Below are 12,075 nucleotides of genomic sequence, written 5' to 3'. Positions count from 1 at the left end.
ACGCGGCCTTGGCGGCGGCCACGGCGCTGTTGAGGTCCTCGACCGAGCCCTGGACGTATTCGCCGACCACGTCGTTGGTGTTGGAGGGATTGATGTTGCGCGAGGCATTGGCCCCGCCGGCCCACTCGCCGGCGATCAGGTTCTTGAAGAATTCAGCCATGGCTATGTACTCGCTAGTGCCGTAGTGGAGAGACTGACGAAGTCAGCCTGCTTTCAAGTTCGAGGCATGTAATGAAATCCGGCGGCACCCTGGCCGTTGGCCAATCTGCAAGCAATCGCCGATCATGCCGAAGAGGGCCTGTAGCTGATCGCGGGGCCGCCACCGAGGCCCTGCGCCGTTTTGCTGGCGCCCGCCGGTTGGGCGCATTCCTTGGCTATTCGCTTAGCGGACCGGCGGAGCGTATTGCAGGCCGCCCTTTGACCAAAGGCCGTTCTGACCGCGGACGATCTTGAGGGGGGAGCCCTGTCCGAAGTTCCGCTCGAAGGACTCTCCGTAGTTGCCGACATGCTTGACGATACGCGCAACCCAGTCAGGCGTCAGACCAATCTGCTCGCCAAACTTGCCCTCGGCCCCTAGCAAACGCTTGACCTCCGGATTGTCCGACTTGAGCTGCTGATCGACGTTTGCCTGCGTGACGCCAAGCTCTTCGGCGTTCAGCATCGCGAAGTGTGTCCACTTCACGAGATTAAACCATTGCGGATCGCTGCTGCGGACGGCCGGACCAAGCGGCTCTTTCGAGATGATCTCCGGGAGCACGAGGTGCTCATCCGGAGCAGCCAGCTTTAGACGGATTGAATAGAGACTCGACGCATCGTTCGTGATCGCGTCGCAACGACCCGCCTCGTAAGCAGTCATCGCCTCGTCCGAGCCGGCGAACGAGACGACCTCATACTTCAGATTGTTTGCCCGGAAATAGTCGGCGACGTTGAGCTCGCTTGTGGTGCCTTGCAGCGTGCAGACGGATGCGCCGGAGAGCTGGAGCGCGGAGTTCACGCCGAGCTTCTTGCGAACCATAAAGCTCTGGCCATCATAGTAGTTGACGCCGGTGAAAAGCACGCCGAGCGAAGCGTCGCGAGACATCGTCCAGGTCGTGTTGCGGATCAGCACATCGACTTCGCCCGATTGGACCACCGTGAAGCGATCCTTCGATACGAGGGGGATGTATCTGACCTTGCTCGGATCGTTGAAGATCGCCGAGGCAATGGCACGGCAATAATCGACGTCGAGCCCTGTCCAGTTTCCTTGCGCGTCCGGGACACCAAAGCCGGCAAGGCCGGTATGAACACCACAATTGAGAGCACCGCGCTGCTTGACCTGTCCCAAAATGGTCTGCGCGGAGACAGTGCTTGCAGCAGTCATGAGGCCGATAGCTGCGAGCAGAGTCGCGCCTGCGAACTTCTTCATCAATATTCCCCTGTAATATATCGATTCAGTTGCTCGGATTAATGAGCCTACCCATGCTGTCGAGCCCACACGTCCGCGCCCCTCGAGACGCAAGAGCGGGCCGCGCAGCAGCCCGCTCTGCTTCGGAATGATCGTCTGGCCTCACTCCGACTTGGCGATGAGCTCCGCCAGGATCTTTTCTTCTTCCGGCGTGAGGTCGACGAGCGGCGGCCGAACTGGACCAGCTTCAAACCCCTTCTGACGAACGCCAGCCTTGATCGCCGAGACCGCATAGCCCTTGTTGCGGCTGCGCAGCGCCATGAACGGGTAGAAGAAATCGCGCAGGATCTCCTCGCACCGCGCGCGGTTGCCGCCTCGCAGTGCCTTGTAAAATTCCACGGCCAAGGCGGGGACGAAATTGAACACCGCCGACGAGTAGGTGGTAAAGCCCGCGCCCAGGTAAGCTTCGGCGAAGAGCTCCGCGGTCGGCATGCCACCGAGATAGGTCAGCCGATCCCCAAGTGTCGCAGTGATCTGGCGCACCAGGCCGATATCGCCCGACCCATCCTTGAAGCCGATCAGGTTCGGGCAGGCTTCCGCGAGCCGGGCGATCGTATCCGGGTGCAGGATCGAGTTGTCGCGATTATAGACCATCACGCCAATTCCGATGCTGTCGCAGACGGCCTTCACATGCGCGTAAAGACCGGCTTGCGGTGCATCGATCAGGTAGTGCGGCAGCAGCAGGATGCCGTCGGCGCCGGCCTTTTCCGCTGAGCGGGCGATATCCACCGCGATGCGCGTCCCATAGCCGCAACCTGCGACGATGGGGGTCTTACCCGCAGCTTCCTTCGCCGCCGATACGATCGACGGGATTTCCGAGGGAGCGAGCGAGAAGAATTCGCCCGTGCCACCGGCCGCAAACAGTGCCGCCGCCTCGAAGCCGGAGAGCCACTCGACATGGCGGCGATAGGGCTCGGCGGCGAAATCCCCCGAAGCATCGAAGGCGGTCACAGGGAAAGAAAGCAGTCCTGCGCCCAGCGCCGACTTCAATTCGATTGGATTCATATCGCAGCCCTCAGCCGATCGATGGATTGGATCTGGCTCATCCGTACTGGGGCTGAGAGCGTCAGTCAACAACTTGTATGATAAATCTTATAACTGTCTGAGAAGTTTCCGATACCGCTGCTGACTTCCGTTGAGGTGGACCCGCATTGCCTCGCGGGCGTCCTCGACATCGCCGTTCGAAATCGCTGCCACGATTCGCCCGTGCTCCTCGACGAGGCGCTGGAGGTACTCGCTGCTGGTCCGTTCGGAGTTCGGTTCCCGCAGGGCCGAGCGCGGGATCATTCCCTCCCCCATGATCCGCAGAAATTCGACAAAGCGAGGGTTGTTGGTCGCTTCGGCAATGGCGAGATGGAGATCGAAATCCGCCTCGATTGTCGGCTGCTGGTTCTGGATGCAGGCGATGATGGCGTGATGCCGCTCAATGATCGCCTCCTCCTGCGCTGGAGAGCGTCGCTGAGCAGCGAGCGCTGCGGCCTCCATTTCGACGGGTGCGCGGAGCTCCAGCAGCTCGATGACCGAGGAAATGCGGGCATTATCGACATTCTGGAATGGCAGGACGGGAGCGGAGAGCGGCTCCAGGACGAAGACGCCGGCCCCTTGCCTGGGATCCACGAGGCCGTCCGCGCGCAACGCGGAGATCGCCTCCCGAATGACGGTGCGGCTGACATTGTGCTCGACCGTCAATTTGGCTTCGCTCGGGAGCTTTTCGCCCGGCCGATACCGGCCTGACCGAATGGCCTCGCGGAGGGCTTGGCTTACCGAGGATGCAAGCGTGCTGCTCCCCCGCCTTGTATCCGCAGCCGCTTCGCGTCGCCCCGACATTTTACCCTCGAATCCTGCCAGCCAATCCTGTCGGCTCGCTGCATGATAGGCGATCAGAATATATCTTGTCTGATGTTTATTTAGTCATTTGACAAGATCCTCCAACTTGTCATACGACATGAGCGTCGCTAGCAGTGATCGGGCGACGGCTGCCGCCCGGCGGAGGCCGCCCGAGCTCAGCGATCGCGCCAAGGCATTTCAAAGGCCGGCGCAAAGAGGGAGGCGTTCAACCATGACCGACATGGCAATCGAAATGGCCGGCGTCGACAAGTGGTTCGGCAGTCATCAGGTTCTGACCCAGATCGACCTGTCGGTGGCCCGCGGCGAGCACATCGTCCTCTGCGGTCCGTCCGGTTCGGGAAAGTCGACACTGATCCGCTGCATCAACCATCTCGAAGGCACCCAGGCAGGTTCTATCCGCGTTGGCGGTATCGAGCTCGGCCGGGACGGATCCAACGTCGATCAGATTCGGCGCAATGTCGGGATGGTCTTCCAGCAGTTCAATTTGTTTCCCCATCTCACGGTTCTGGAGAATTGCACTCTGGCGCAGCGTCGCGTTCGGAAAACCAGTCCGGCCGACGCCAAGGCCCGCGCCATGCAGTATCTGGAGCGCGTCCGGATCGCCGAACAGGCTGCCAAGTATCCCGCCCAGCTCTCCGGCGGGCAGCAGCAACGCGTTGCCATTGCGCGCGCGCTCTGCCTGGGGCCGGACATCATGCTTTTTGACGAGCCGACATCTGCCCTCGACCCGGAGATGGTCAAGGAGGTGCTCGATACGATGATCTCTCTGGCCGATGACGGGATCACCATGATCTGCGTCACGCATGAGATGGGCTTCGCCAGGGCCGTCGCTCATCGCGTCGTCTTCATGGATCAGGGGCGGATCATCGAGAGCGCTCCGCCAGGGGAATTCTTTGATTCTCCCAAGCACGAACGCACCCGCGCATTCCTCGGCCAGATCCTGAACCACTAGCGCTTTCCGAACCGCACACCGCGCTGCGCGGTCCCGCTCAGTCCAAGCAGAGATATGGCCGAACCTCTCCCATGAAATATGCGATCGACTTCGGCCCCGTCCTCGCGGCCTGGCCAGAGCTCCTGAACGGCACATTCAGCACGCTGAAGATCTCGGCGATATCGATCGTGCTGGGTCTGGTCATGGGCATCGGCCTGATGCTGCTGCGCGCAGCCGACTGGGCGGCGTTGAAGGCATTCGCCCTTGGCTACATCGAGATCGTTCGAAACACCCCGTTCCTGGTCCAGGTGTTCTTCATCTTCTTCGGCCTGCCAGCGCTGGGGTATCGCCTGGGAACCGAGCAGGCCGCGATCCTGGCATTGTCGCTCAACTGTGCGGCCTACACAGCCGAGATCATCCGCGGCGGTCTCGATTCCATTCACAAAGGACAGTTCGAGGCGGGGCGCGCCCTCGGACTGAGCCGCATCGACATCTTTCGTTTCGTTATCTTTCGGCCGGCGGTTCGGGCGGTCTACCCGGCATTGTGCAGCCAGTTCATCCTGTTGATGCTTACATCGAGCATCGTGGCTTCGATCTCGGCCGAGGACCTCACCTACGCGGCTCAGACCATCGACGCTCAGACTTTTCGCTCCACGGAAGTCTATTTCGTCGTCGGCGCGATCTATCTCGCGCTCTCCCAGCTGCTGTCGCTTGTCCTGCAGGGGATCGGCCGCGTCTATTTTTCCTACCCGGTGAAGTGAGGCTCGAATGATCCGCCCGTTCGGCTTCAACGAATTCCTTTTTGTYCTCTCCCACGCGCAGTGGACCATTCTGCTGTCGCTCGTCTCCTTCTTGGTCGGAGGCATCGCAGGGCTTGGAGTGGCACTCGCCCGGACGAGCAATTCTCCGTGGCTGAGGCGCGTAACGACCGTCTACATCCAGGTTTTCCAGGGCACGCCGCTGCTGGTGCAGCTGTTCTTCTTCTACTTCGGCCTGCAACTGGCAGGGCTTTCATTGGGCATCTGGGGCGCGCTCATCGTCGGCTTTTCGCTGCACACGAGCGCCTTCCTCGGCGAAATCTGGCGCGGCAGCATCGAGGCCGTGCCGAAGGGGCAGACCGAGGCGGCGAATGCTCTCGGCATCGGCTACGCCTCGCGAATGGTCGATATCGTGCTCCCGCAAGCGTTCCGGATCGCGATGCCGGCCACGGTGGGCTTCCTGGTCAATCTGATCAAGGGCACCGCGCTGGCGGCTCTCGTCGGCCTGACCGAGCTCACACGCTCGGGCCAACTCATGGCGAACATCACCTTTCAGCCGCTGCAAACCTACGCCGCGGTCGCGCTGATCTACTTCCTGATTTGCTTCCCGCTGACGCTCGCTAGCGCTCGGATCGAGAAGCGGCTTCACGCCGGTCGGTAACGCAAGATCCGCCGGGGTCGGCCCGGCTGAACAACGAGGGGAAAAGCGATGAAGAAGTTCGGTTTTACGCGCGCGGAAGTGCTTGCTCTGGCAGGCGGCGCAGTCGCGGCGCTGACACTGGGAATTGCTCCCGCGAAGGCGATCACACCCGATGAGATCAAGGCCAAGGGCAAGATCGTCATCGGCGTGCAGATGGATCAGTTTCCCTGGGGCTTCATCAACGCCGCCGGCAAGAACGAAGGCTTCGACATCGAGATCTCGGAGCTCATCGCCAAGGAACTGGGCGTCAAGCCCGAGTTCGCCCGCATCACCGGCCAGAATCGCATTCCGCTGCTCACCAGCGGCACTGCTGACATCCTCGTCCCGTCGATGACGATCACCGAGGAACGCGCCAAGGTCATTCAGTTCGTGCTGCCTTATTCGGCCAACGACATCACCCTGTGGGCGAAGAAGGACGCGCCGATCAAAGGCAATGAAGACCTCGGCAAATACGTCATCGGCGTCAATCGCGGCAGCGTTTTCGATCCGATCCTCGTCAAGGCCGCTCCGGCCGGCACGCAGATCCGCCGCTTCGACGATGATGCATCGACGGTCCAGGCGCTTCTCGCCGGCCAGGTCGACGCCATTCTGGGCAGCGTGACCTACGGGCTCGTCATCAAGAGCACGGGTAACGATGGCAAGTACGAGCGGAAGTTCAAGGTCGCGGACAATTACCAGGGCATGGCGGTCCGCCAGGGCGACAAGCAGATGCTCGACTGGCTGAACGACTTCGTGAAGCGCCGGACCGCCGATGGCACGCTCGATGCGCTCTACAAGAAGTGGATCGGCGCCGATCGGCCGACGCTGCCGACCTCTCTTCCCGGTGTGAACTTCACCGGTCAATAACAAGGAGCGGTTTCGCCGCGCCTTCCTCCAGATCGCTATTTCCCGCCCGGGCCGAAATGGCCCGGGACCGGATAATTGCGCCCCGAACAAGTGTTCCAGAACGAGTGCACGGACATGACGACAGACGGCAAGCAGATCAGGGTCGGCGTCGATATCGGCGGAACCTTCACGGACGTCGCCATGGAAGTGGGCGCGGCTTTGTTTTCCACCAAGGTCCTGACCAACTACGCCTTCCCGGAGCAGGCGATCGTTGACGGCATCCGCCAGGTGGCGGAGCTGGCCAATGTCTCTTTGGATCAGGTCGATACCGTCATCCACGGCACGACCCTGGCCACCAATGCCCTGATCGAGCGGCGCGGCGCCCGCACGGCCTTCATCACGACCAAAGGCTTTCGAGACGTCATCGAGATGCGGACCGAAAGCCGGTTCGAGCAGTATGACCTCAATATCGTGCTTCCTGCCCCGTTGGTGCCACGCGATGAGCGCTTCGTTCTCGACGAACGGATTTCGGCCGAGGGCACCGTGCTGAAGGCTATCGACGACGCTGAACTCGACGCGCTCTGTGACCGCATCGCGGCCGGCGGCTTCGAAAGCGTCGCCGTCGGCTTGATCCACTCCTACATCGACGGCCGCCACGAGAGGCAAGTGCGCGACCGGCTTCTCGCTCGCCTGCCCAATGTCGCCGTCTCGATCTCCTCGGAAGTCTCGCCGCAGATGCGGGAGTTCCAGCGCTTCAATACGGTCTGCGCCAACGCCTATGTGAAGCCGCTGATGGCTTCCTATCTCAACCGGCTCGTCGGCCGCCTGCGAGACGAAGGGCTCACCTGCCCGGTCTTCATGATCCACTCGGGCGGCGGCATCATCAGTGTCGAAAGCGCGATCGAGTTTCCGGTCCGTCTGCTCGAGTCTGGCCCGGCCGGCGGCGCGATCTTTGCCGCGCACATTGCCGCGCGCTACGGCCTCGACAAGGTCCTGTCCTACGACATGGGCGGTACGACCGCGAAAATCTGCCTGATCGAGGGGCAGGTTCCCAAGACCGCGAAGACCTTCGAGGTCGCCCGGACCTATCGCTTCAAGAAGGGCTCGGGCATGCCGATTTCGATCCCCGTGATCGAAATGGTCGAAATCGGAGCCGGCGGCGGCTCGATCGCAAGCGTCGACTCCATGCGGCAGATCCGGGTCGGCCCCCATAGCGCCGGTTCCGAGCCCGGGCCCGCCTGCTACGGCCGCGGCGGCGACCGGCCGACTGTCACGGATGGCGACCTGGTTCTCGGCCGCCTCGATCCGAACGAGTTTGCGGGCGGTGCCATCAAGCTCTCGACCGAGGCGTCGCAGAGCGCGCTCGATCGCGAGATTTCCGGCAAGCTGTCGATCGACACCGCGACCGCCGCTTTCGGCCTCAGCGAAGTCGTCGACGAGAACATGAGCAATGCGGCACGCATGCACGCCGTGGAAAACGGCAAGGAGCTGGCCGAGTTCACCATGATCGCCTTCGGCGGCGCGGCGCCCATCCACGCTGCACGTCTCTGCGAGAAGCTTGGCGTCGATGAACTGATCATTCCGCCCGGTGCCGGCGTCGGATCCGCTATCGGCTTCCTTCGCGCTCCCTTCGGTTTCGAGTCGGTGCGCAGCGCCTATCTCCGTCTGAACCGCTTCGATGCTCAATCGGTCAACACGCTCATTCGCGAGCTTTCCGAGGAGGCGACGTCCTTCGTCCGCAGCGGCGCGCCCGATGCGGTGCCGACGCTCGAATGCACGGCTTACATGCGCTACGTCGGTCAAGGCTGGGAGGTTCCGGTCACGGTCGAGGTTCGCGACTACGCCCAGGCAGACGGAGCGCATTTCCGTGGCCTGTTCGATGAGGCGTATGAGCGCTTCTTCGGGCGCCTCATCGACGGTCTCGATGTCGAGATCGTCAGCTGGTCGCTGCGCGCCACCTCCGAGGTTCCGCCGGTGGACCACGTCGCCTGGGCCAGCGAGCCGAGGACGATCGCCGCGCCGGCCAAGCGCCCGATCTTCGACAGTCAGATCGCAGCATTCCTCGAGGCCGGCATCGTAGCGAGAGCCGACATGAAGACTGGAGATCTGGTCTCGGGTCCGGCCGTCATCACCGAGCGCGAAACCTCCACCATCGTCACAGCCAGCCGCGAGGCGATCATGCAGGCCGATGGCTGCCTGCTCCTGCGCAATAAGCGCACCGTCTGAGGGAGATCGGCATGAGCAACAACGCGCTTTCCAACGTCCACATGCAGATCATGTGGAACCGCCTGATCTCCGTCGTCGAGGAGCAGGCCGTCACCTTGATCCGCACCGCCTTCTCGACCTCGGTGCGAGAATCCGGCGACCTTTCGGCGGGTGTTTTCAACCAGGCCGGTCAGATGATCGCCCAGGCAGTGACCGGCACGCCTGGCCACGTGAATGCGATGGCCGAGGCCGTCGGACACTTCATCAACGACATCGGCCGCGAGAACATCTTCGAGGGCGACGTCTACATCACCAACGATCCCTGGAAGGGCACCGGGCACCTGCATGATTTCACGGTCGTCTCGCCCTCGTTCCGCAACGGTTCGCTGATCGGCTTCTTCGCCTGTACCGCCCATGTGGTCGATGTCGGCGGCCGTGGCTTCGGCCCCGACGCCAACGAGGTGTACGAAGAGGGCATCTTCATCCCGATCATGAAGTTCGCCGAGCGTGGCACGGTGAACAAGGATCTCGTCAACATCCTGCGCAACAACGTTCGTGAGGCACACCAGGTCGTCGGCGACGTCTATTCGCTCGCGGCCTGCAACGAGATCGGCCATCGCCGTCTCATGGACATGATGGACGAGTTCAAGCTCATCGATCTCGAAGGGTTGAGCGAGTTCATCTTCGAACGGAGCCTGCAGGCAACCCTCGAACGCCTCGCGGCGCTCCCGCACGGCAGCTACGACAATGTCATGCGGGTCGATGGCTACGGTTCCCCCATCGATATCGCGGTCCGCATGGATGTCGCCTCCGATCACATCCTGGTGGATTTCGCCGGCACATCGGCTCCGAGCCCGCTCGGCATCAACTGCCCGGTCATCTACTCGGCCGCCTATGCCTGCTACGCCCTGAAGTGTTCGCTGGCGCCCGAGATTCCGAACAACTACGCATCGCTGCTGCCTTTCAAGGTCGCGGCTCCGGTCGACTGCATCCTCAATGCGCAGCGCCCGGCTCCGGTGGCCGTTCGCCACGTCCTCGGCCATCTGGTCCCGGATGCGGTCCTGGGCGCCGTGCACAAGATGTTGCCCGGCACCGTCCCCGCCGAAGGCTCCGGCGCGCTCTGGAACCTGCATGTCAGCGTCCGTCCGCTGAAGGGCGCGAATGCCCCCGCCGACGGCGGTCAGCGTGCCGAAGTGCTGCTCTTCAACTCCGGAGGCGCGGGCGCTCGCCCGGCACTCGACGGTCTTTCTGCCACGGCTTTCCCGAGCGGCGTGCACTCCATGTCGATCGAAGCCACCGAGCATGTCGGACCGGTCGTGTTCTGGCGCAAGGAACTGCGGGACGGCTCGGGCGGCAATGGCCGTTATCGTGGTGGCCTGGGACAGGTGGTCGAGATCGCTCCCAAGCCGGGCCATGAGATTTCGTTCAATGCCATGTTCGACCGCATCGAACATCCTCCGCGCGGCCGCGAGGGGGGCGAGAACGGCGCACCGGGTTCCGTTCATCTCGACGACGGCACGGTATTGCGAGCCAAGGGGCGCCAGCACGTGCCGGCGGGACGCCGCCTCGTGCTCGAATTGCCCGGCGGTGGCGGCTATGGCCGTCCGTCCGAGCGCGAGGCTGAGGCCAGCTCTCGCGATCGTCGCCTCGACTACGTAACCGCCTGAATGCCGCTCGCAGGACATTCGACGATGAACTACGAAAACAGCATCATTCGGCAGGTGAAGCCATCGCCCTCGATGGCGATCTCGCTCCAGGCCCGAAAAATGACGGCCGAGGGGCGCCCGGTCATCGATTTGAGTCTCGGTGAGCCGGACTTCAACACGCCGGACCACATCATCGAAGCTGCCTACGCCGCGGCGCGCGCCGGGCAGACGCGATACACCGCCGCGGACGGGACGCCAGAGCTCAAGAAGGCGATTGCCGAAAAGTTCGCCCGCGAAAACGGGCTCGACTACAAGCCAACGGAGATCTCGGTCGCGAACGGGGCCAAGCAGATCATCTTCAACGCGCTGATGGTGACGCTCGAAGAAGGCGACGAAGTCCTGGTGCCGGCTCCCTATTGGGTGTCCTACACCGACATGGTTCTGCTGATGCGCGGCGTGCCGAAGGTCGTCGCGTGCACCGCGGAGACCGGCTTCAAGATCACGCCGCAGGTTCTGCGCGCCTCGCTCACGCCGAAGACGCGTTGGCTCATCCTCAACGCCCCTTCCAACCCAAGTGGCGCAATCTACGATGAGGCGGAGCTCAAGGCGCTGGGCGGCGTGCTCGCCGATTTCCCCAATGTGTTGGTCATGTCGGACGAGATCTACGAGCACATTCTCTATGATGGGCGTCGTTTCACATCCTTCGCCAAGGCATGCCCGGAGCTTCGTGACCGCACGCTGATCGTCAATGGCGTCTCCAAGGCCTATGCGATGACAGGGTGGCGGATCGGCTATGCCGCCGGTCCTGAAGGCCTCATCAAGGCGATCGGAAAGCTGCAGTCGCAAAGTTCGAGCAACCCCTCGTCGATCTCGCAGGCCGCAGCCCTGGCGGCTTTGACCGGCCCGCAGGATTTCGTAGGCAAGGCGGGTGCGGAATACGCAAAACGCCGCGATCTGGTCGTGGCCGCGCTGGTTGCCGTGCCCGGCCTGCGGATCGTTCGCCCCGAGGGCGCATTCTACGTCTTCGTCGACGTCTCCGCCCTGATCGGGAGGTCTACACCTCAAGGGAAGCGGATCGAAAATGACGCTGACATGTCGTCCTACCTGCTGGAGCAGGGGGAGGTGGCCAGTGTGCCAGGGAGCGCTTTCGGCCTGGACGGACACGTCCGGATTTCCTTCGCTGCTTCCGAGCAATCGCTGAAAGAAGCATGTCGGCGGATCGGAGCCGCAGTCGCCAGCCTTTGACCGGATCAAGCGCCGATGGACGCGGTCGAGCAGAGGCGCGGTGTCGGGAAATGGCGCAGCGCGCTCTCGGACATCGAGCCGGCCGAGCTGCCGACCTGGGAGGCAAGCCGACGACGGCCTTCCGGCCGCAAGCGGACCTTCGGAGCGAGAAGGCGGCACGCCGGCAATCGACCTGTTCCGAAAGCTCAGCTTCTTCGGAGCATTGGAACAAGCCGCTTCGAGGCTGCGGCTCGCCGGCTCGGGCTTTGCCCGGTCTGCTCGCACGTCTTCATGCCGGGCAAGCATCCGCGAGTGACCGACGCCGTGGTAGCTGGATCGGGTCGGTCCGACGCGGATGAAAGGTTGCCAGCGCGTTTGGCGTAAAATGGCAAGACCGGGTGACCTGCCTATGCACGAAATGATCCGAGCAAAGTTCGTCCGCCAATCCTGCTGCAATCGGTTGGGCGGCGGTTTCGACTATCTGGCGGCGCCGA

10 protein-coding genes and 1 pseudogene are annotated in these 12,075 nt (G+C 62.7%); 7 read left to right on the top strand and 4 right to left on the bottom strand.

Features of this window, described 5'->3' with window-relative positions; translation table 11 throughout:
• From AB4Z10_RS26800 to AB4Z10_RS26785, 4 genes and pseudogenes are all read right to left on the bottom strand, one after another.
• Window positions 1-160 (bottom strand): annotated as a pseudogene (locus tag AB4Z10_RS26800) (aldehyde dehydrogenase family protein); the annotation flags it as partial.
• A 222-nt stretch (window positions 161-382) separates the two neighbouring features.
• The gene (locus tag AB4Z10_RS26795) at window positions 383-1,405 is read right to left on the bottom strand and encodes an amino acid ABC transporter substrate-binding protein (protein ID WP_441473450.1); all 1,023 of its coding nucleotides are present in this window, start codon (window positions 1,403-1,405) and stop codon (window positions 383-385) included.
• A 141-nt stretch (window positions 1,406-1,546) separates the two neighbouring features.
• Window positions 1,547-2,449 (bottom strand): 5-dehydro-4-deoxyglucarate dehydratase, encoded by a 903-nt coding sequence (gene kdgD, locus AB4Z10_RS26790; protein WP_441473449.1) that lies wholly within the window; start codon window positions 2,447-2,449, stop codon window positions 1,547-1,549.
• A gap of 87 nt (window positions 2,450-2,536) precedes the next feature.
• A complete protein-coding gene (locus AB4Z10_RS26785; RefSeq protein WP_441473448.1) occupies window positions 2,537-3,271 on the bottom strand; it encodes a FadR/GntR family transcriptional regulator in 735 nt (244 codons plus the stop codon).
• Window positions 3,272-3,503: 232 nt separating this feature from the next.
• Here AB4Z10_RS26785 and AB4Z10_RS26780 point away from each other — a divergent pair, with 232 nt between their 5' ends.
• The 7 genes from AB4Z10_RS26780 to AB4Z10_RS26750 all read left to right on the top strand — a co-directional run bounded on the left by AB4Z10_RS26780 (window position 3,504) and on the right by AB4Z10_RS26750 (window position 11,602).
• Window positions 3,504-4,244 (top strand): amino acid ABC transporter ATP-binding protein, encoded by a 741-nt coding sequence (locus AB4Z10_RS26780; protein ID WP_441473447.1) that lies wholly within the window; start codon window positions 3,504-3,506, stop codon window positions 4,242-4,244.
• Between the two features lie 71 nt (window positions 4,245-4,315).
• Complete coding sequence (locus AB4Z10_RS26775) at window positions 4,316-4,984, top strand: amino acid ABC transporter permease (RefSeq protein ID WP_441473446.1); 669 nt, start codon at window positions 4,316-4,318, stop codon at window positions 4,982-4,984.
• A 7-nt stretch (window positions 4,985-4,991) separates the two neighbouring features.
• Complete coding sequence (locus AB4Z10_RS26770) at window positions 4,992-5,642, top strand: amino acid ABC transporter permease (protein WP_441473445.1); 651 nt, start codon at window positions 4,992-4,994, stop codon at window positions 5,640-5,642.
• A gap of 48 nt (window positions 5,643-5,690) precedes the next feature.
• On the top strand, window positions 5,691-6,527 hold the full coding sequence (locus AB4Z10_RS26765) for a transporter substrate-binding domain-containing protein (protein ID WP_441473444.1): 837 nt from the start codon (window positions 5,691-5,693) through the stop codon (window positions 6,525-6,527).
• A gap of 114 nt (window positions 6,528-6,641) precedes the next feature.
• Window positions 6,642-8,732, top strand: coding sequence for a hydantoinase/oxoprolinase family protein (locus AB4Z10_RS26760; RefSeq protein WP_441473443.1), 2,091 nt, complete (start codon window positions 6,642-6,644; stop codon window positions 8,730-8,732).
• A gap of 11 nt (window positions 8,733-8,743) precedes the next feature.
• Window positions 8,744-10,378 (top strand): hydantoinase B/oxoprolinase family protein, encoded by a 1,635-nt coding sequence (locus AB4Z10_RS26755; protein WP_441473442.1) that lies wholly within the window; start codon window positions 8,744-8,746, stop codon window positions 10,376-10,378.
• Window positions 10,379-10,402: 24 nt separating this feature from the next.
• Complete coding sequence (locus tag AB4Z10_RS26750) at window positions 10,403-11,602, top strand: pyridoxal phosphate-dependent aminotransferase (protein WP_441473441.1); 1,200 nt, start codon at window positions 10,403-10,405, stop codon at window positions 11,600-11,602.
• The last annotated feature ends 473 nt before the right edge of the window (window positions 11,603-12,075 follow it).

The sequence above is a fragment of the Allobosea sp. RAF48 genome, assembly GCF_052114025.1.
Lineage (GTDB): Bacteria > Pseudomonadota > Alphaproteobacteria > Rhizobiales > Beijerinckiaceae > Allobosea.
Note: the sequence above shows the minus strand (reverse complement) of the source record. Positions and strands in the feature narration are given on the sequence as shown.